This window comes from Achromobacter sp. GQ309 (assembly GCF_059759315.1).
This window is the reverse complement of sequence record NZ_JCAXDP010000004.1, coordinates 137,670-157,436: the sequence shown is the minus strand read 5'-3', so window position 1 is coordinate 157,436 and position 19,767 is coordinate 137,670. Positions and strand designations below refer to the sequence as shown.

Genomic DNA, 19,767 nt, shown 5'->3' with positions numbered 1-19,767 from the left:
ATTGCGCCGACAGGGATTTTGATGCCGCGTGCCGAGAGGCCGCGGCTTAGGTGTGACATGGACAGCGCTCCTCGCTTCGAGGCAGTCAACGGAGCCCGCTTCGAGGTTCTGTGGGTGGATGGCGACCGGGTCTTCGGGCGCGGCGCCTCGAAGCTGGCCGTCTGGCTCAGGCCTAATGACAGCTCGGAATGCGCGCGGCACCTGCTGGAACAGGAATACGGCCTGCGCGACTACCTGCATCCGGGCTGGGCCGCCGTGCCGACCGAGCTGGCGCGCGTCGGCGGCTCCACCGTCCTGTATCTGCAGGATCCCGGCGGACAACCGCTGGCCACGCACCACTCGCGGGCAATGCCCGCCCCGGCATTTCTCCGCTTCGCCATCGCGGTGGCGATGTCGCTGGGCAAGATGCACAACGCCGGGCTGATCCATCGGAATCTCAAGCCGGCGCACATTCTGTTCAACGAGCAGGACGCGGCCGCTCACCTGACCGGCTTTTCGTTTTCCACGCCGCTTGGCGCCTATCAGACCGCGCCCGCCTCAACGCCGGGCGACATCGTCGGCACCCCGGCCTACATGGCCCCCGAACAGTCCGGCCGCTCCGGCCACCGCGCCGACGCGCGATCCGATCTGTATTCGCTGGGCGTCGTCTTCTACGAAGCCTTGACCGGCGAGCTTCCGTTCCAAGCAGAATCGGCGCTGACCTGGCTGCACAGCCATACGGCGCGCCTGCCCGTGGCGCCCGCCGAGCGCAACCCCGGCATCTGCGCCGAGCTCTCGGCCATCGTCATGAAGCTGCTCGAGAAATCGGCGGACGACCGGTACCAGACGGCGGAAGGGCTTGCCGCGGATCTGCAGTGCTGCCTGACCACGCTGACGGCCGGCCCCAGCGCCGCCCCGGACTTCGTGCTGGGCCGCTACGATCACCCCGGGCGCGTGCGCGTGCCGGCCACGCTGTACGGCCGGGGCACCGAGCTGGACATCCTGCTCGGCGCCATGGGCCGGGTGGCGGGATCGGGCCGCGCCGAAGTGGTGCTGATCTCCGGCGAACCGGGCGTCGGCAAGTCCATCCTCATCGAAGAACTGCATCGCGTCGTCGGCAGCCAGTACACCCTGCTCGCCAAGGGCAAGGGCGATCCTCACAGCCACGCCGGTCCCTACGCCGCGCTGGTCGAGGCGGCGCGAGGCCTGCTTCAGGCCGTGCTTGCCAAGAACGAGAGCGATCTGGGCGAGTGGCGCGAAAAGCTGCGCGTGGTGGTCTCCGCGGGCGGCGACAGCTTGCTCGCGTTGATTCCCGAACTGGCGATGATCGTGCCGGACGCGTCGGGCCTGCTGGCCGAAGGCGACGCCAAGGCGCGGTTGCGCCTGGCCTTTCAGCATCTGTTCTGCGCGTTCTCGTCGCCAGGCCATCCGCTGATCCTGTTCCTGGACGACCTGCAGTCGACCGACGCCGCCACGCTGCGCGTCATTGAACAGCTGGCGCAGATGGATCTGCAGAACATCCTGGTCGTGGGCGTGTACCGCGCCGAAGACATAACGCCGCGCCACGCACTCGCCGCCTTCATTGACAGCCTGCGCGCCAACACGATTCCCCTGACCGAGATCGCGCTCACCAACCTGCACGAGCGCGATTCCGCCCGCCTGATCGCCGATGCGCTGCAAAGCAAGTCGCCGTGGATCGATCCGCTGGTCAGTCTGGTGCAGGCCAAGACGGCCGGCAATCCGTGCTTCATGCTTCGCTTCCTGGCCACGCTTGCGGCCGAGGGACTGCTGCACTACGACCCGCGCCGCCAGCGCTGGATCTGGGATGCGGACGCCATCCGCGAACAGGCCTATACCGACAACGTGGTCGGCATCATCATCCAGCAGGTCGAGCGGTTGCCGGCGGACAGCCGCGAAGCCATTCAACACATGGCGTGCCTGGGACACGACACGTCGCTCGACAAGCTTGCGCTCGCGCTAAACTGGCCGCGACTCGACGTGGCCACCGCCATGCGCGAATGCGAGCGGCAGAGCCTCGTGTTCCGGACCGGCGACGTGTACCGCTTTCCGCACGACCGGGTGCAGGCGGCCAGCTATGCGCTGATTCCCGAACGGCAGCGCGCGGCCACGCACCTGGCGATCGGCCGGCGGCTTGCGCAGGACCTCGAACCCGAACAACTGAAGGCGCAGGCATTTGAACTGGTCGACCAGTTCAACCGGGCATGGCAACTGGTGCACAGCCAGGAAGAACGCGTCCGGCTTGCCCATCTGAACGCCCTGGCCGGCGCGCTGGCCAAGGACACCGCCGACTATTCCGCGGCTATCCGATATCTGGAGGCCGCCTCGGCGTTTCTGTCCGACGACGGCAGGCAGCATCAGCCCGCGCTGGCCTTCACCATCGAGATCACCCGCGCGGAATGCGAGTTCCGCAGGGGCGCGGTGGCGAGCGCCAAGCATCGGCTGGCCCGGCTGGGAGAGCGCGAGGGGCCATTGCCGGAACTGGCCCGCGTGACGCAGTTGCGCGTGGAAGTGTTCATGGCGCTGGGCGAGCGGCACGAGGCCATTGACGCCGGGCTGCACTACCTGCGCCGCGCCGGCATGGACTGGACGGATAGCCCGTCCGATGAAGCCGTCTCCAGCGAGTACGCCGAGTTCAATGCGCTGCGCGACGGCCGGCCTGCGGCTGCCCTGCTCGGCCTCCCTGAGATGCAGGACGCCGACGCGGAAGGCACGATGGGCGTCCTGACCGCGCTCCTGCCCCCGGCCTGGACGCTCTTTGCGAATCTGCGCGAGCGCGTCATTCTGCGCATGGCCAACCTGAGCCTGCGCCATGGCAATACGGATGCATCCAGCCTGGGTTACGCGTGGCTGGGCATGATCCTGGCCGCGCGCACCGGCGACTACGCAGACGGCTACGCCTTCGGCAAGCTGGGCGTCGATCTGGTCCAGCAGCGCGGACAGGTCCGTTTCAGCGCGCGGGTCTATCAGGTGTTCGGCGGCCAGATCGTGCCGTGGTCGCAGCCCGTCAGCCAGGCGCGCGACCTGCTGCAAACCGCCTTCGAACTGGCCAGCCTGCAGGGCGACTGGACCTATGCGTCCTTCGCGCTGAACAGTATGGTCACGCACATGCTGGCCACCGGCGGCGCGCTGAACACCATCCGCGCCGACGCCAGCCGCGGCCTCGCCTTCGCGCGCAAGGCGGGTCTTGAAGTCCTGGACCGGTATACGTCGCAGCTTCAGCTGGCCAAGATGCTGCAGGGTCTCACGACGCAATTCGGCACGCTGGACGACGCCGGTTTCAGCGAGGCTGAATTCGAACGGAAGATCCAGGCCGAGCCCGGCCGGAACGTCACGGCCTGCTGGCACTACCTGCGCAAGCTTCAGGCCCGGGTTTTCGCTGGCGATTTCACCAGCGCTGTGCGCGCCAGCCAGGAAGCCTCCGCGTTCGTCTGGACGTCGCTGGCGTTCATCGAGGAGATGGAATTCCACTTCTATTCCGCGTTGGCCCGCGCCTGGTGTCCCGTACCGGCGTGTCCTTCGGAACGCGCCGCGGCGCTGGCCGCCGTAAAGGTCCATCTTGAGAAGCTCCGTCCGTGGGCCGCATCCAGCCCGTCCAACTTCCAGAGCCAGCAACTGCTGATCGACGCCGAAGTCGCGCGACTGAATGGCGACGTGCTGGACGCGATGCAACGCTACGACGACGCCATCCACTGCGCCAGCGACCACGGCCTCGTGCACGTCGAAGGACTGGCCAATGAATGCGCCGCGCGCTTTTTCGAGGGCCGCGGCCAGCAGCGCATTGCGCACACGTATCTGCAACATGCACGCGCGTGCTACCAGCACTGGGGCGCGTCGGGCAAGGTCAGGCAGATCGACGCCCTGTATCCCACGCTGTTCGTGGACCGTCGCAGCGCCGCGCAGGGCTCCACCATCGAAACCCCGGTAGAAAGCCTGGATCTGGCCACCGTCATCGACATCTCCCGCGCGCTGGCCAGCGCGCTGGACTTGCAGACCTTGCTCGACAAGCTGATGAAGATCGCGCTGGAACAAGCCGGCGCCACGCGTGGCGTGCTTGTCTTGCAATCTGACGGCGAACTGTATGCCCGCGCCATCGCGACCACATCCGGCGATTCCGTGACGATCAGCCAGCGCGCCCAATCGCTGGACGAAGCCGGTCTGCCGCAGCAGATCGTGAACTACGGCTGGCGGACCGGCGAGACCATCGTCCTCGACGACGCGTGGGTGACGGGCGCATTCACCGGCGACCCGTACGTGCGCGCCGCGCGGCTGCCGTCCGTGTTGTGTCTGTCGTTGACCACCCAGTCCAAATCCATTGGCGTGCTGTACCTGGAAAACACCCTGGCGCGCGGCGTATTCGCGCCGCACCGGACCGCCGTGCTGCGCCTGCTGGCATCGCAAGCCGCCATTGCCATCGAACGCGCGCGCCTGTATCGCGATCTGGCGCAGCGCGAAGCCCGGATACAGCGGTTGGTCGAAGCCAACATCATCGGCATCTGGTTCTGGCGCGACGACGGACAAGTGCTGGAAGCCAATGACCTGTTCCTGTCCATGACCGGCTACGACCGCGAGGACGTGGGCGCGGGCCGGCTGCGATGGACGGCGCTGGTGTCACGCAGCGGCGCGGTGTCGCTGGATGAACTGTTGCTGCGCGAGACCGCCGAGCCGGTCGAGACCGAACTGATCCGCAAGGATGGCCGCCGCGTGCCCGTGCTGCTGGGCTCCGCCCGGTTCGCCGCCGACGACAACCAGGGCGTGTCGTTTGTCCTGGACCTGTCCGAACGCAAGGCGGCAGAGGCCAAAATGCAGCAGATTCAATCGGATCTCGCGCACGTCACGCGCATGACTACCGTCAGCTCGATGACGGCATCCATCGCGCACGATGTCAGCCAGCCGGTGTCGGCCGTGTTGACCGAAGCGCAGGCGGCGCTGAACTGGATTGCGCGCACGCCGCCCAACACCGAAGAAGTCGCGGAGTCGCTGCGCCGCATCGTGCGCAGCGGCCAACGTGCCGGTTCAATCATTTCGGGGGTACGCGCGCTGATCAAGAAGGCGCCGGCCGCCTTTGGTCCGATCGAACTGAACGGGCTCGTGAAGGAAACCCTGACGCTGCTGCGCAGCGAGCTCGATTGCAGCGACGTCCAAGTGATCCTGGACCTGGCTGATGGAGCGCTGCACACGTCCGGAGACCGCGTTCAGCTGCAGCAGGTCCTGCTCAACCTGTATGTCAACGCGGTCGACGCCATGAAGCACGAGCCCTCTGCGCGGCAACTGACCGTCGTCACCCGGCTTGCCTCAGACGACGAAGTGCTTGTGGAGGTGCTGGATACCGGCAGCGGCATCGACGCGGCGTCGGTGAAGAAACTGTTCGATCCCTTCTTCACCACCAAGACAAAGGGCCTGGGAATGGGTCTTGCCATCTGCCGCGAGATCATCCAGCTGCATCACGGCCAGATGTGGGCGCGGCCCAACAGCCCGGCGGGCGCGGTGTTCTATTTTTCGCTGCCCGCGCAGGCTTGAGTCATTCGCCGTCGCCCGCCCCGGCATCGTCGCGCGAGGCCGGCGCGTGCGCGGCGACGCGCGGATTGACCTTCATGATCATCTGCACCAGCTGGGCAAAGCTGCGCGCCTGCATCTTCCGGTACGCGCTGGCCCGGTGCGCCTTGACCGTCACTTCGCTGATCCCCAACTGCTCGGCGACTTCCTTGTTCAGGCAGCCGGACGCGATCAACTCGATCACCTGCTGCTCGCGCGCGGTCAACGAGCGATAAAGCGCCATGACCTTTTCGAACTCCTGCTCCTTTGCGCGGCGCGCGACGTCCGACTCCAGTGCGCGGTGCACGGAATCCAGCAGCCGCTGCTCGGAAATGGGCTTTTCCAGGAAATCGATGGCGCCGGCCTTCATGGCCTTGACCGTCTGGCGGATATCGCCAAAGCCCGTGACCACCACGATGGGAATGTGATCGCCCAGTTCACGCATACGCGCCTGCAATGCCAGGCCGTCGCCATCCGACAATTGCAGATCCAGAATCAGACAGGAAGGCACCGGCGGCCGCGCCGCCGCCTGAAAGGCACTGATCGAGTCGAAGGTTTCGGCGTAGATCCCGATAGACGACAGCAAGCGAAACAGCGAGTCGCTGACCTCGGCGTGATCGTCCACGATATACACAATCGCAGAGGGCGCGCCGGATTTTTGAATGTTCAACGCTATGACTCCTTGCGGGGCGCGGCGCAATGCTTGCGTCGCATGCCTCATAGGGCAGCCACCAGATACAAATGCTGCGAGTTTAAGCGGTGAGATTTGTCCCCTTTAACTGCGGGAGGCCGAAGCCGCCCAGCAGATTTCCCGCCAGGAGCCCCGCTTCCTCTTTTCGCTAAGGAGATGAAGGGATGCCAAGCCCCCCGCTTATGTGTCCCCGTTAGACGTCCGGCGTGGCGGCCTTCGCTGCGGCAGGCTGACGCGCCATCTCGATAAACGCCCGCTGGTAATCCAGGGCGTCGTCCGCCTCGCGCGACCCCAGGAAGATCTGCTTGGGAATACCGCGCGGACCCAAGCGCACCGGCACCAGATCCATCTTGACCGCGTACTCCTCGACCAGCCAGCGCGGCAGCGCGGCCACGCCGCGGCCGCTGGCCACCATCTGCAGCATGATGTCGGTGGTCTCGATCGCCTTGTGCCGCTTGGGCGTGACGCCGGCCTTCAAGAGGAACTGGTTGTAGATGTCCAGCCGTTCGATATCGACGGGATAGCTGATGAGCACTTCCTGCGTCAGTTGCTCGGGCTTCACGTAGGCCACCGACGCCAGCGGATGGCCCTTCGCCACGACCAGCACCTGCTCGTAGTCGAACACCGGTTCGAACTTCAGGCCCGGCTTGAACAGCGGATCGGGGGTGACCAGCAGGTCGATCTCGTAGCCGAAGAGCGCGCCAATGCCGCCGAACTGGAACTTCTGTTTGACGTCCACATCCACGTCCGGCCACGCCGCCAGATACGGCGCCACCACCTTCAGCAGCCACTGATAGCACGGGTGGCATTCCATGCCGATGCGCAGCGCGCCGCGTTCGCCCTGGGCAAACTGGCCCAGCCGCTCTTCGGCCAGGTCCAGTTGCGGCAGCACCCGGTTCGCCACCGCCAGCAGATATTGGCCCGCCTGCGTCAGGCGCAAACGTCTTCCTTCACGCAGCCAGATATCGGTGCCGAGCTGCACCTCCAGCTTCTTCATGCTGTGGCTCAGCGCCGACTGGGTCAGGTTCAGCACGCCAGCCGCAGCCGTCAACGAACCTTGTTTTTCGACCTGCTGCACGATGCTCAGATGGATACGTTCAAGCATTCTTATGATCTAGATTCATGGATTTGTGAAATAAAACCATTTTACGTCATGGATTTTGATATTTAGCATTGCGTTCTTGTTTGCCGCTGTGTTCCGCACGTTGACCAGATCAACACGCACGTTCCATGGCAAGTCGACTCCCTCCGCGCCGATTGGCTTCATGGAAGCAAAGATGACACACCCCCTACGCTTGGTCGCCGTTTCCGGCGGCATGCAACGTCCCTCCAGGACCACCGCCCTGGCAGAGGAACTGCTGACGCTGATCGCCAATGAAATTCCCTGCGAACCCCGCCTGGTCGAAATGGGCCGGATCGCCCCGCAGCTTGCCGGCGCGACGTGGCGCTCGAACTTGCCCGACTCGGTCGAGCGCGAGTTGACCGCGGTGGAGCAAGCCGATGTCCTCGTGGTGGCAACGCCCGTCTATCGCGGCTCTTATACCGGCCTGTTCAAGCATTTCTTCGATTTCATTCATCAGGACGCGCTGATCGACAAGCCGGTCCTCCTGGCCGCCACCGGCGGCAGCCAACGCCATGCGCTGATCATCGACCACCAGTTGCGGCCGTTGTTCAGCTTCTTTCAGGCGCGCACGCTGCCGCTGGGCATCTACGCCACCGACGAGGACTTCGTCGACTACCGGCTTAAGAACGACGCGCTGATCGAGCGTGCCGGACTGGCCGTCCAACGCGCACTGCCGCTGGTCGAACTGACCCGGCAGATGCGATCTGCCGCGGCCGTGGAAGCCATCGCGGCCTGAAGCCCAGGCCCAGCGGCTTTCGCAGCAAGCCGCGCAGAAACGCCTCCGCGAACGCCGGCCCCGTTCACCCCGAATTCACGCTTATCGCAGCACTTTTGCATCCGACCATCATGAACAAAGACTTCACCTTCAGCATCAAAAGCCTTCGCTTCGATGAAAACTATCAGCCGTCGGACAGCACGCGCATCACGACCAACTTCGCCAATCTGGCCCGAGGCGAAAGCCGCGAGCAGAATCTGCGCAACACGCTGAAGATGATCGACAGCCGTTTCAATGACCTGGCGCATTGGGACAACCCCACGGGCGATCGTTATTCCGTTGAGCTTGACATCATCACCGCCGAGATGACGCTGGGCGCAAACGGCAATGCCAATGCGTTTCCGCTGATCGAGGTGCTGAAGACCAACATCGTCGACAAGAAGACCGGCAACCGCATCGACGGCATCGTCGGGAATAACTTCTCGTCCTACGTGCGCGACTACGACTTCAGCGTGTTGCTGCCCGAATACAACGACAACAAATCCACGTTCAGCACGCCGGACGATTTCGGCGACCTGCACGGCAAGCTGTTCAAGCACTTCGTTGAATCCGAAGCCTACAAGGCGAACTTCAAGAAGCCGCCGGTCATCTGCATCAGCGTGTCCAGCAGCAAGACTTATCACCGCACCGACAACCACCACCCGATCCTGGGCGTGGAGTATCAACAAAGCGAATTCTCGCCGACCGATCAGTATTTCGAGAAGATGGGGCTGCAAGTGCGCTATTTCATGCCGCCGAACAGCGTTGCGCCGTTGGCGTTTTATTTCCAGGACGACCTGCTGGGCGCCTACACCAATCTTGAGCTGATCGGCACCATCAGCACGATGGAAGCGTTCCAGCGCATCTACCGCCCCGAAATCTACAACGCCAATTCCGCGGCCGGGAAGCGCTACCAACCCAGCCTGAAGAACCAGGATTATTCGCTGACGCAGATCGTGTACGACCGCGTCGAACGCAGCCAACTGGCCGTCAAACAGGGCAAGTTTGCCGAGGCGCACTTCATCAAGCCGTACAAGCACGTGCTTGATCAATGGGCTGCCAGCCACTCCCACTAATAAACCGAACACAGACGGACACCCGCCATGAAAAAGCTTTTGCCCACCTCGACCGCCGGCAGCCTGCCCAAACCCTCCTGGCTTGCCCAGCCCGAAAAGCTCTGGTCGCCCTGGAGCCTGCAAGACGAACAACTGACCGAAGGCAAGCAGGACGCCCTGATCCTCGCGCTGAAGGAACAGGAACTGGCCGGCATCGACATCGTCAGCGACGGCGAGCAGACGCGTCAGCACTTCGTCACCACGTTCATCGAGCATCTGGACGGCGTTGATTTCGAAAAGCGCGAAACCGTCCGCATCCGCGACCGCTACGACGCCAGCGTGCCCACCGTCGTCGGCGCCGTCAGCCGCCAGAAGCCCGTCTTCGTCGAAGACGCCAAGTTCCTGCGCCGGCAGACCAAGCAGCCGATCAAATGGGCGCTGCCCGGTCCCATGACCATGATCGACACGCTGTACGACGCCCACTACAAGAGCCGCGAAAAGCTGGCCTGGGAATTCGCGAAGATCCTGAACCAGGAGGCCCGCGAACTCGAAGCCGCCGGCGTCGACATCATCCAGTTCGACGAACCTGCGTTCAACGTCTTCTTCGACGAAGTGAACGACTGGGGCGTCGCGACGCTGGAACGCGCCATCGAAGGCCTGAAGTGCGAAACCGCCGTGCACATCTGCTACGGCTACGGCATCAAGGCCAACACCGACTGGAAGAAGACGCTGGGTTCGGAATGGCGCCAGTACGAGGAATCGTTCCCCAAGCTGCAGAAGTCCAGCATCGACATCGTCTCGCTGGAATGCCATAACTCGCATGTGCCGATCGACCTCATCGAACTCATTCGCGGCAAGAAGGTGATGGTCGGCGCCATCGACGTGGCCAACCACACCGTCGAAACGCCGGATGAAGTCGCCAACACGCTGCGCACGGCGCTCAAGTTCGTGGACGCCGACAAGCTGTACCCGTGCACCAACTGCGGCATGGCGCCGTTGCCGCGCGCGGTGGCCAAGGGCAAGCTGAACGCGCTGAGCGCGGGTGCGGAGATCATTCGCCGGGAACTGTCCGCCTGACGTCGCAGGCGGCAAGCGGCTGGGCGGTGCCTGGCAACCTCCGATCAGTTCGCCTTCGGCCTGCGTGTTGCAATGACCAGGCCCGCGGCGACCATCGCGAGGGCGACCAGCACCGCCATCGGCGGAAGCCGTTGTGACAGGATCGACTCGATAATCGCAGCGGCCACCGGGCCAAGGGCTTGGAAGGCGGTGACCTTGCTTGCCGCCAGCTTGCCCAGCGCCCACAACCAGCAAAAATAGCCCAGACCGCTCGATAGCCCAACGAACGCGACGTTGGCCCATTCCAGCCGATTCAGCGCGGGAATCAGCGGCTGCGACGTGAGGGCGCAGAATCCCAACAAGAACACGACCGCCGAAACCATCGCCAGCCGGCAGGTCGCAAGCGCCGGATAGCGGCGCAGGTATGGCGCGTACAGAATGCTCGTCACGGCGCCGACGACGGTGGCCGAAACCAAAGCCAACACGCCCCAGCCGCTGTTCGCCATGCCTGCCGAGGACTCGGAAGGCATCAGCAGCAGATATGCAACCCCGGCAACCGCGATGCACACGCCAACCAGGCCTCGGCCACTGAATGGCTCCTTGCCTGTGAGCACCGCAAGACACATCGTCACCAGCGGCATCGTGGCAAACACAAGCGCGCACACGGTTGCCGACACTGTCAGCAGCGCATGGTTGAGCAATAGCACCAATACCGCGAACTGAAAAATGCCCAGCGCGGCGATGGCCGCGGCATCCTTGACCCTGAAGGGTGTTCGTGCGGCCGAACCAATCGGCAGCAGCAGGACTGCGGCTCCGATCAGATAGCGCAGAAACGCCAGAGTGGCGGGCGAGACGGCACTGGACACCACGCTTGTGGAAACCATCGCCGCGCCAACGAGCACCCCCACCGCCGCCGCGGCAGCGATCGCGTTGAGCTCGGTCCGCATGGAAGTTCACCCAGGTTGGTGGCTGGACGCGGGTTTAATCCTGGTGAATTGCTGCTCTGTGACGATGCTTCCCCACTGTTGGCCGTCTTCCTCGTGCACGAGCTTGAAGCCCACGGACTCATACAACTTGCGCGCTGCATCGAGGCCCTTGAAGGTCCACAACTGACACTCGGGAAAACCGAACCGGTCACAGAAATCCAGGGCAGTTCCGATCAGCTTTCGGCCGATCCCGCCGCCGCGGCATCCGTCATCCAGGATGAACCAGCGCAGATGCGCCTGGTTGTTGCCGAGGTCTTGGCCGTCTATGGCGATGGAGCCCACAATCCGGTCGTTCTGGATCGCCGTCCACACCCCATTGCACGGCTCGCCGAGCCGCCCCGTAAACTCGGCAATCCCCGCGGCCACCTGGCTTTCGAAGAATTGGCCAAAGCCCGAGTGCTTTGAATAGAAGGCCGCATGCATCTCGGCCACGCGTCCCACCAGGCCGGGTCGATATCCCGACACGATCTGCACCGTATCCAGCGCGGCCGATGACTGCGTCCCGTGGCTGGCCTTGAGCGCTCTGGCGTACTCCGACAACCCTTGCGCGACCGCCTGCTGTTGCGAGGGATTCAAGTGCGCCATCGCCGTGGTGACCTGATTCCGTCCGTAGGCGTGGATACGCTTGACCAACGCCTTGCCCTTGCCGGTCAGCGTCAGTTGCTTCAGTCGCGCATCCTCCGGCGTGGCCGACTCGGCAATCTCGCCCGCGGCGATGAGTTTGGACAGCATGCGACTGACACTGGATTTCTCCAGACCAAGCGCGCTGACCAGGTGGGCCGCCGCCACCATGCCCTGGGCATCGATTTCCAGCAGCGCGTGCACAGCTGAAGCGGAGTAGGCGGTGCCCGCCAAGGTCGGCCGCATGAAGCCCAGCTCGCGCACAATCGTGCGCGACGCGGCTCGGATCTCGTCTATCGATTTGGCGGGCATCTGCATGGCGTATCCCATTATGTTGTATTGCGCAACTTCTATGTTGTGCAATACAACCAAACCTGTCAAGCAGATTTCCACGCCGGGATAACCCGTAATAACAAGAATCTCTCAAATCAGCGGGCATTTGTGATTACTGGCGCTTCAAACCCGCGTGCTAATTTTTCCCTGCAATTCAAAGCTCGCTTCATAACACTCAAGGGAATCACACCATGCACGCCGTGGGAAAAGCATGCCGCAAGGCAGGGATGGCATCGTCCGTTCGCAGCACGTTCTTGAAGTTGATGGCGCCGGCGCTGATCGCCGGGTTGGCGCTGGGCATGACCGCCGCGCCAGTCCGGGCTGCCGACTTCCCGGGCGACAAGCCCATCAGCCTGGTCGTGCCGTTCCCCGCCGGCGGGGGCACCGACTTCATCGGCCGCCTGCTCGCCTCCGAGATGGGTAAAGCACTTAAGACCACCATCGTGGTCGAGAACAAGGGCGGCGCCAACAGCAACATCGGCACCGCGTACGTGACCCAGGCGCGCCCCGACGGCCACACGCTGCTCGTGTCGGGCGTGGGCATCGCCACCAACCAGGGCCTCTACAGCAAGCTGCCCTACAAGCTCGATCAGCTCGACCAGATCGCGATCCTGGCCTTCGGCGCCGACGTGCTGGTGACCGCACCCGGCTTTCCGGCCAAGACGCTGGCCGAGTTCGTCGCGCTGGTGCAAAAAGAGCCCGGCAAATACTCCTACGCCTCGTCGGGCAACGGCACCACTGGCCACCTGGGCATGGAAATGCTCAAGCAGCGCGCCAAGCTCGACATCATGCATGTGCCCTACAACGGCGGCTCGGCTGCCATCAACGACGTGCTGGCGGGTCGCGTGGACGTGCTGTTCGTCAATCAGGACACGGCGCTGCCGCACGTGCGCGCCGGCAAGCTGCGCGCGCTTGCCATTGGCAGCGCCAAGCGCAATCCCACCTATCCCGACACGCCCACCGTGGCGGAAAGCGGCTATCCGGGTTTCTCGTCCGAATACTGGTTTGGCCTGTCCGCCCCGGCCGGTGTGCCGGCGCCGGTGTTCCAGCAACTCTTCGAGGCCACCCGCACCGCCATGCAGTCGCCCGCCATTCAGGAAAAGCTGGGCGCCGTCGGCCTGGTGATTCCGCAGCTCACGGATCGCACGCAATTCGTGACACTGGTTGACGCCGAGGTGCAAAAGTGGGGCGAGGTCGTGCGGGTGTCCGGCGCGCGCATCGATTGATGCGTGACGCTGCACGGTCCGGGCGGCCCGTGCCGTGCGCGATGACATGAAGCTAGATCGGGGCCGCTAGCGCGGCCCCGTTGTCATGCCTGGCCAGCGTTCGCAGGCGCGGCGTCGATCGGCGCCAGGAAGTTCAGGCGCATGAGCGTGTCGCGCGTGATGTCCACGATCGAGTCGATGTGCGCACCATGCGAGGCGGTCAGATACGAGATATAGAAACGCGCCGGCGGAATCGGCGGATCGGCGGGCAGGGCGCGCAACACGCCCATGGTCAGCATGTCCTGCAAAAGCGGCACGGGCAGAATGCCGATGGCGTGGCCCGCCGCGATCAGGCGTGAGATCAGCGCCAGCGAATTGGTGGTGCTGGGCCCAGACATATCGACACCGCCCGACGCCAGCCAGTTTTCAACCACGGTGTAGAGCGTGGAAGGCGGCGAGTGCGTGGCGATGTGATGGCCGCGCGCGTGCTCTGCGCGGAACGGATCGGCCGTGATGTGCAGCGTGGGCGAGGCCACCCAATGGAACGTCATCCAGCCGATGAACACGTCGGTGATGGTGTCGCCCGTGGCCGGATTGGTCAGCAGCGCCATGTCCAGTTCGCCCGCGTTGAGCTTGCTGTTGAGCACCGACCCCACGTCCACCGTCATCTCCAGCGCGAGCGAGGGATAGTGTTCCTTGAGCTGTGCGATCACCGCGGTCAGGCCCACGTTGGCCGAGCACTCGTCCGCGCCCAGCCGCAACTTTCCGCCCAGGCTGCGATCCTTGCCAAAGTGTTCGAGCTGGCGCGTGCTGTGCAACGCGCTCTCGGCATGACGCAACGCCGACTGCCCCACATCGGTCAACGTCACGCGCTGGCGCGAGCGATCAAACAGCTGCACCTCCAACGCGCCTTCAAGTTCGCGGATGCGGGCCGAGACGGCCGGCTGCGTCACGTGCAAATGGCGCGCGGCCGCGTGGATGCTGCCCAGCTTGGCGGTCCAGTAAAAGGCCTCAAGCTGGCTTAGGGTTATCCGCATGATAAGAACTCTTTTTCAAACTGCGCCGAAACTTTGATTATTGGCCCGGAAAGCCCGCGTGATACCTTTTTTTCACCGGCTTCCGAGCCTTTTTCATTGTAGTGAAGACAAGCGATGTATCTGATTCATCCCATGCCCGAGGCCTTGCCGCATGAAGATCTGGCGCTGTTGCTGAAGGCGGAGCCGGCCACCATCGGGCACTTCCAGACCACCGGCTTCATGCGCGGCGACATCCGCGCACATCAGCAGGACGTGCGCATCGCCGGACCAGCCGTGACGGTGCGCATGCCCGGCAACGATGGCGGCATTCTGCATCATGCGATGGCCTGCGTGCGTCCCGGCGACGTGCTGGTGATCGATCGGGCTGGCGAGGCCGTGACCGCAGCCTTCGGCGGCGCGATGGCCTACGCCGCCAAGCAGGCCGGCGTGGCCGGCATCATTGTGGACGGCCTTGTGACCGATCTTGGCGAACTGCGCCAGCACGGCATGCCGGTGTGGTCGCGCGGGCCTTCTCCCATCACCACGCGCTTGCTGGGTCACGAGGGCGAGTTCTGCGGCACGATCCACTGCGGTGGCGTCACGGTGCGGCCCGGCGCGGCCGTCCTGGCCGACGAAAACGGCGTGCTGGTGCTTGATCGCGCCGCCGTGCGCGCCGCCGCGCAGCAGGCTATCGACTTCCAGACTCAGGAGCAGACCACGCTGGCGCGCCTGCGTGCCGGCGAGAAATTCCCCGACATCGTGGGCTCGCGCGCGCTGATCGAACGCGCCATCGCGGCAGCCCAAGGAGCAAACGCATGAGCATCGACCTCGACATCACCGACCTCGCGCAGCGGCTGCGCCGCCGCGAGCTGCGATCCGAAGCGCTGGTGAGTGACTACCTTGCGCGCATCGCCGCGCTCGACGGCTGGCTGCACGCCTACGTGGCCGTATACGCAGACGAGGCGCTGGCCGCCGCACGCGCAGCCGACCTGCAACTGGACCAGGGCATCTGGCTCGGCCCGCTGCACGGCGTGCCGATCGCACTTAAAGACCTGATCGACATCGCCGGCCAGCCCACCACCATCGGCTCGCCCATCCACGCCAACACCACTGCCTCGCACACGGCCGAACTGGTGCGGCAATTGCAGCGCGCCGGCGCCATTATCCTGGGCAAGACCCACATGGTGCAGTTTGCCATGGGCGCGTGGGGGCCCAATCAGCACATGGGCACGCCGCGCAATCCGTGGGATGACCGCGTGCACCGCATCCCCGGCGGATCGAGCAGCGGCTCCGCGGTTGCGGTCGCGGGACGCCTGGCGCCGGCCGCCATCGGCACCGATACCGGCGGCTCGGTGCGCGTGCCCGCCAGTTACTGCGGCATCACGGGCTTCAAGCCGACCGTGGGCCGCATCTCGGCGCACGGCGTGGTCACGCTGAGCCAGACGCTCGACAGCGTAGGTATCTTCGCGCACAGCGCCGCGGACGCGCGCCTGGTGTTCGACGCGCTGGTGCCGGTTGAGCCCGGCGAGTGGCGCGAGCCGCTCGACGCGTCGCGCTTTGGCATTGCCGGCGCCACGCTGGGCCGTCTGCCGGAGGCGTTCCTCAATGACGTCACGCCCGCCGTGCGACGCGCCTATGAAGCCTCCATCGCGCTGTATCAGAGCCTTGGCGCGCAGATCGTCGAAATCACACCGCCCGCCACGCTGTCCGAGTTCAAGGCCGTGACGGGCGACATCATGATGACCGAAGGCGTGGCGTCGTTCGAGCGCGAGATGACCGACCTCGACCTTCCCGTTGACGACTCGGTGCGGCCTCGCCTGCTTGCTGCCCTCGACGTGCCGGCCTTGCGCTACCTCGCCGCGCTGCGCGAGCGCGACCGCCTGCAAGCGGCGATGGAGGCGCGGCTGCAGGGCGTGGCGGGACTGCTGACGCCCACCACGCTCACCACCGCGCTGCCGCTCGACGAGGTCGATCACGGCAACGCGCCCGTCCACTACACACGCATCGGCAATCTGTTGCAGATGTGCGGCGTCTCGGTGCCCAACGGCCGCGACGACGCGGATCTGCCCACCGGCCTGCAGATTCTCTGCCCGGGCGGCGAAGACCGGCTGGCGCTGTATCTGGCCGAGGTCTTCCAGCGTCATTCCGATTGGCATCGCGTGCGCGCCGACACGCGTGCGCAAGCGACCACGGCATAACCCGATGCCGTGGCAGGGCGCGCGCGGCGCGCGTGCCCATACACAAACAGGGGAAAAACATGAAACGAAGCATTCTGGCGGCGCTGCTGGCGGCCGTCGCGACCTCGCTCGCCGCACCCGCACCCGCCCGCGCCCAGAGCGCCGCCTTGCCCGAAACCCACTTCGCGGTCGTCGGCGGCGGCAGCCACAACTACACCTTCGGCGCGGTTGAAAAACCGTTCTGGGAGAAGACCCTGCCCGAAGCCTCCGGCGGCAAGGTCACGGCCGAGCTGATCGGCCTGTCCGAGAGCGGCCTGAAAGGCCCTGAGATCGTGCGCCTGATGCGTGCAGGCGCGCTTGACGTCGGCATGGGCGTGTTCGCCTTCGTCAGCGGCGACGACCCCACCTTCGAAGGCGTCGACCTGCCCGGCATGGCGACCGACTACGCCACCGCGCGCAAAATGGTGGCCGCTTACCGCCCGGTGCTGGAACAGCGCATGCTCAAGCGCCACGGTGTGCGGCTGCTGGCCACGGTGCCGTACACCGCACAGGTGTTCTTCTGCCGCGCACCGGTTAAGACCCTGGCCGATCTGAAGGGCCGCAAGGTGCGCACCCGCGGCAGCAACATGGCCGAATACGTTCGCGCGCTGGGCGCGTCGCCGGTGACCATACCGTTTGCCGAGGTCATCCCCGCGCTGCAGACCGGCGTGGTCGATTGCGCGGTGACCGGCATCGGCTCGGGCAACGCCGCGAAGTGGTACGACGTCGCCAAGAACCTTTATCTACTTCCCATCGACTGGTCCATCGGCTTTTACGCCATCGCCGAACGCCGCTGGCAGAAGCTGGATCCCGCCGTGCAGCAGTTCATGCTCAAGGAGGCGAAGGTGCTGGAAGATCGCCTGTGGGACGAGACCGGCCGCGAGGGCGACTATGCGCTCGCCTGCAACACGGGGCAGGGCGAATGCCGCATCCACACCCAGGCCGACATGCAGGCCACCGCGCCCACCGAGGCCGAGCGCGCCACATTGCGCGAGGTCGCCACCGAGATGGCAAGCCGCTGGGCGCGGCGCTGCGGCGAGGATTGCGCCGCCAACTGGAGCGCGTCCGTGGGCCAGGCCCTGGGCGTGACGCTGCGCTGAACTTCAAGGAAATCTCATGACGACAGAAACGCATGGTTCGCTACGCCTGCTCGACCGCGTGGCCCGCATCGGCGCCTGGATAGGCGGCCTCGGGCTGCTGCTCGTGTCCTGGCTCATCGTGGCCGACCTGATCGCCCGCAAGGTCGCGGGCGTCTCGCTCGGCGGCGCCGACGAGCTGGCCGGCTACACGCTGGCGGTAGCCAGCGCCTGGGCCTTTCCCATCACCTTGCTGCGCCGCTCTCATATCCGAGTCGACGTGGTCTACACGCACCTGCCCGCCAAGACGCGCGTCGTGCTCGACCTGTTCGCGCTCGCTTGCCTGGGCCTGTTCGTGGGCACGCTGACGTGGCACGCGTGGTTTGTGCTGGCCGACTCCATCGCCTTCCAGTCCGTGTCCAACACCCCGCTGCAAGTGCCGCAATGGATCCCGCAATCGCTCTGGTTCGCCGGCTACGCGTTCTTCCTGCTCACCATCGTGGTGCTCGGCGCCTGCGCGCTGGGCCGCGTGATGCGCGGCCGCTGGCAGGCCGTCAATGCGCTGATCGGCATCCACTCGGTGGAAGAGGGCATCGAAGAAGAAACCGCTGACGCACCGGTGCCCGCGCGCACGCAACCCCAGGAGTGAGCTATGTTGATAATGACGATTTCCATGCTGCTCGGCCTGCTGGCGCTGAGCGTCACCGCGGCCGCCACCGTGGGCCTCCTGGGCATGAGCCTGGCCGGCGCGTTTTCGCCGCTGAAACTCACCAACGCCATCGGTGAACTGGCCTGGGGCACCAGCGCCGAATTCCTGCTGGTCGCGATTCCGCTGTACGTGCTGATGGGCGAACTGCTGGTGCATTCGGGCGTGGCCGGCCGCATGTATGGCGCGGTGTCCAAGTGGGTGTCGTGGCTGCCGGGCGGACTGATGAACGCCAACATCGGCGCCTCCGCCCTGTTCTCGGCCACCAGCGGCTCAAGCGTCGCCACCGCCGCTACGATCTCCACGCTGGCGCTGCCGGAGCAGCGAAAGTCGGGCTACAACGCGCCGCTGTTCCTGGGCTCGATTGCGGCCGGCGGCACGCTCGGCATCCTGATCCCGCCGTCGATCAACATGATCGTGTATGCGCTGATCGCCAACGTATCGGTGCCGAAGCTCTATCTGGCCGCGACGCTGCCGGGCATCCTGCTCACCGGGCTGTTCATCGCGCTGATCGTGGGCCTGTGCCTGTGGCGTCCGGGCCTCGCCGGCAAACGCCCCGCGGTCTCGTGGGCCGAACGCCTCGCCGCCCTGCCGCACCTGCTGCCGCCGCTCGCCATCTTCGCGCTGGTGATTGGCGTCATCTACGGCGGCATCGCCACCGCCAGCGAGTCAGCCGCGCTCGGCGTGGTGGCCGCCACCCTGCTGTGCGCCTACAAACGCGTGCTGACGTGGGAAATGCTGGGCCGCGCCTTCGAAGCCACACTGCGCACCACCGGCATGATCATCCTGATCACGCTGGCCGCGTTCTTCCTGAACTTCGTGCTGTCCTCAATCGGACTGACCACCTTGCTGGTCAACGCCGTGACCAGCCTGGACCTGCCGCCGCTGGGCATGATGCTGGCCATCATCCTGTTCTACATCCTGCTCGGCTGCTTCATGGACACGCTTGCCATGCTGGTCACCACCGCGCCGCTCACCGTGCCGATCGTCATCGCGCTGGGCTATGACCCGGTGTGGTTCGGCGTGCTGCTGATCGTGCTGTGCGAAATGGGCCAGCTCACGCCGCCATTTGGAATGAATCTTTTCGTGGTGCATAGCGTGCGCGGGCAGGGGAAGTTCATGGATGTGGTGGTGGGCGTGCTGCCGTTCCTGGCGATGCTGTTGCTGATGATCGTGCTGCTGCTGGCGGTGCCGCAACTGGCGCTGTGGTTGCCGGGGCAGATGGCTACGCTGTGAACGAGGCGCGGCGGGTGCACGCTCGAGCGGAGTACCATTTTTTTTGAGCAGATGCATTAGTCCCGCCGGCAGCCCACGCCAGGCAGCCGGCCGCCTTAACCCTCACCGCGTGGAGTTGAATCGAACACACGGATGTCGCCGTTTCGCGTGGGCGGCCCGAG

Annotated in this window: 15 protein-coding genes; 10 read left to right on the top strand and 5 right to left on the bottom strand. The window is 65.1% G+C overall.

What is annotated here, in order from left to right:
- Positions 1-57: 57 nt before the first annotated feature.
- Complete coding sequence (locus AC6CIE_RS14080; protein ID WP_498092518.1) at positions 58-5,517, top strand: AAA family ATPase; 5,460 nt, start codon at positions 58-60, stop codon at positions 5,515-5,517.
- Between the two features lies 1 nt (position 5,518).
- Here the strand turns inward: AC6CIE_RS14080 and AC6CIE_RS14075 are convergent, their stop codons facing one another.
- Together AC6CIE_RS14075 and AC6CIE_RS14070 are read right to left on the bottom strand one after the other, a co-directional pair.
- Entirely contained in the window at positions 5,519-6,202 is a 684-nt protein-coding gene (locus AC6CIE_RS14075; protein ID WP_498092516.1) for a response regulator transcription factor, read from the bottom strand.
- A 214-nt stretch (positions 6,203-6,416) separates the two neighbouring features.
- Entirely contained in the window at positions 6,417-7,328 is a 912-nt protein-coding gene (locus AC6CIE_RS14070; protein WP_175137101.1) for a LysR family transcriptional regulator, read from the bottom strand.
- 172 nt (positions 7,329-7,500) lie between these two features.
- Between AC6CIE_RS14070 and msuE the strand changes: the two genes are divergently transcribed.
- The 3 genes from msuE to AC6CIE_RS14055 all read left to right on the top strand — a co-directional run bounded on the left by msuE (position 7,501) and on the right by AC6CIE_RS14055 (position 10,232).
- On the top strand, positions 7,501-8,082 hold the full coding sequence (msuE, locus tag AC6CIE_RS14065; RefSeq protein ID WP_175123853.1) for an FMN reductase: 582 nt from the start codon (positions 7,501-7,503) through the stop codon (positions 8,080-8,082).
- A gap of 110 nt (positions 8,083-8,192) precedes the next feature.
- A complete protein-coding gene (locus AC6CIE_RS14060) occupies positions 8,193-9,176 on the top strand; it encodes a DUF1852 domain-containing protein (protein ID WP_498092514.1) in 984 nt (327 codons plus the stop codon).
- Positions 9,177-9,203: 27 nt separating this feature from the next.
- Positions 9,204-10,232 carry a methionine synthase gene (locus AC6CIE_RS14055; protein WP_498092512.1) on the top strand — a complete coding sequence of 343 codons (1,029 nt, stop codon included), beginning with the start codon at positions 9,204-9,206 and terminating at the stop codon, positions 10,230-10,232.
- Between the two features lie 44 nt (positions 10,233-10,276).
- Here the strand turns inward: AC6CIE_RS14055 and AC6CIE_RS14050 are convergent, their stop codons facing one another.
- Both AC6CIE_RS14050 and AC6CIE_RS14045 read right to left on the bottom strand, forming a co-directional pair.
- A complete protein-coding gene (locus AC6CIE_RS14050) occupies positions 10,277-11,158 on the bottom strand; it encodes a DMT family transporter (protein ID WP_175123856.1) in 882 nt (293 codons plus the stop codon).
- Between the two features lie 6 nt (positions 11,159-11,164).
- Entirely contained in the window at positions 11,165-12,136 is a 972-nt protein-coding gene (locus AC6CIE_RS14045) for a bifunctional helix-turn-helix transcriptional regulator/GNAT family N-acetyltransferase (RefSeq protein WP_175123857.1), read from the bottom strand.
- A 242-nt stretch (positions 12,137-12,378) separates the two neighbouring features.
- Between AC6CIE_RS14045 and AC6CIE_RS14040 the strand changes: the two genes are divergently transcribed.
- Positions 12,379-13,377: a Bug family tripartite tricarboxylate transporter substrate binding protein gene (locus AC6CIE_RS14040; RefSeq protein ID WP_498092510.1), complete on the top strand. Its 999-nt coding sequence runs from the start codon at positions 12,379-12,381 to the stop codon at positions 13,375-13,377.
- 83 nt (positions 13,378-13,460) lie between these two features.
- On the opposite strand, the gene AC6CIE_RS14035 is transcribed toward AC6CIE_RS14040, so the two are convergent.
- Positions 13,461-14,393: a LysR family transcriptional regulator gene (locus AC6CIE_RS14035; protein WP_175123859.1), complete on the bottom strand. Its 933-nt coding sequence runs from the start codon at positions 14,391-14,393 to the stop codon at positions 13,461-13,463.
- Positions 14,394-14,507: 114 nt separating this feature from the next.
- Here AC6CIE_RS14035 and AC6CIE_RS14030 point away from each other — a divergent pair, with 114 nt between their 5' ends.
- The 5 genes from AC6CIE_RS14030 to AC6CIE_RS14010 are packed head-to-tail and all read left to right on the top strand — an operon-like array spanning position 14,508 to position 19,606.
- Entirely contained in the window at positions 14,508-15,191 is a 684-nt protein-coding gene (locus AC6CIE_RS14030; protein WP_175123860.1) for an RraA family protein, read from the top strand.
- Positions 15,188-16,570 carry an amidase gene (locus AC6CIE_RS14025; RefSeq protein ID WP_498092508.1) on the top strand — a complete coding sequence of 461 codons (1,383 nt, stop codon included), beginning with the start codon at positions 15,188-15,190 and terminating at the stop codon, positions 16,568-16,570. The genes AC6CIE_RS14030 and AC6CIE_RS14025 overlap by 4 nt, the downstream gene beginning before the upstream one ends.
- Positions 16,571-16,629: 59 nt before the next feature.
- A complete protein-coding gene (locus AC6CIE_RS14020) occupies positions 16,630-17,688 on the top strand; it encodes a TRAP transporter substrate-binding protein (RefSeq protein ID WP_498092506.1) in 1,059 nt (352 codons plus the stop codon).
- Between the two features lie 16 nt (positions 17,689-17,704).
- Positions 17,705-18,313: a TRAP transporter small permease subunit gene (locus AC6CIE_RS14015; RefSeq protein ID WP_498092504.1), complete on the top strand. Its 609-nt coding sequence runs from the start codon at positions 17,705-17,707 to the stop codon at positions 18,311-18,313.
- Positions 18,314-18,316: 3 nt separating this feature from the next.
- On the top strand, positions 18,317-19,606 hold the full coding sequence (locus AC6CIE_RS14010; RefSeq protein ID WP_498092502.1) for a TRAP transporter large permease: 1,290 nt from the start codon (positions 18,317-18,319) through the stop codon (positions 19,604-19,606).
- Positions 19,607-19,767 lie beyond the last annotated feature (161 nt).

Bases quoted from the DNA above. Each gene is read 5' to 3' on its own strand.
- AC6CIE_RS14070 (WP_175137101.1), bottom strand. From the start codon at position 7,328: ATGCTTGAACGTATCCATCTGAGCATCGTGCAGCAGGTCGAAAAACAA.
- AC6CIE_RS14025 (WP_498092508.1), top strand. From the start codon at position 15,188: ATGAGCATCGACCTCGACATCACCGACCTCGCGCAGCGGCTGCGCCGC.
- AC6CIE_RS14015 (WP_498092504.1), top strand. From the start codon at position 17,705: ATGACGACAGAAACGCATGGTTCGCTACGCCTGCTCGACCGCGTGGCC.
- AC6CIE_RS14060 (WP_498092514.1), top strand. From the start codon at position 8,193: ATGAACAAAGACTTCACCTTCAGCATCAAAAGCCTTCGCTTCGATGAA.
- AC6CIE_RS14035 (WP_175123859.1), bottom strand. From the start codon at position 14,393: ATGCGGATAACCCTAAGCCAGCTTGAGGCCTTTTACTGGACCGCCAAG.
- AC6CIE_RS14020 (WP_498092506.1), top strand. From the start codon at position 16,630: ATGAAACGAAGCATTCTGGCGGCGCTGCTGGCGGCCGTCGCGACCTCG.
- AC6CIE_RS14040 (WP_498092510.1), top strand. From the start codon at position 12,379: ATGGCATCGTCCGTTCGCAGCACGTTCTTGAAGTTGATGGCGCCGGCG.
- AC6CIE_RS14030 (WP_175123860.1), top strand. From the start codon at position 14,508: ATGTATCTGATTCATCCCATGCCCGAGGCCTTGCCGCATGAAGATCTG.
- AC6CIE_RS14055 (WP_498092512.1), top strand. From the start codon at position 9,204: ATGAAAAAGCTTTTGCCCACCTCGACCGCCGGCAGCCTGCCCAAACCC.
- AC6CIE_RS14080 (WP_498092518.1), top strand. From the start codon at position 58: ATGGACAGCGCTCCTCGCTTCGAGGCAGTCAACGGAGCCCGCTTCGAG.
- msuE (WP_175123853.1), top strand. From the start codon at position 7,501: ATGACACACCCCCTACGCTTGGTCGCCGTTTCCGGCGGCATGCAACGT.
- AC6CIE_RS14050 (WP_175123856.1), bottom strand. From the start codon at position 11,158: ATGCGGACCGAGCTCAACGCGATCGCTGCCGCGGCGGCGGTGGGGGTG.
- AC6CIE_RS14010 (WP_498092502.1), top strand. From the start codon at position 18,317: ATGTTGATAATGACGATTTCCATGCTGCTCGGCCTGCTGGCGCTGAGC.
- AC6CIE_RS14045 (WP_175123857.1), bottom strand. From the start codon at position 12,136: ATGCAGATGCCCGCCAAATCGATAGACGAGATCCGAGCCGCGTCGCGC.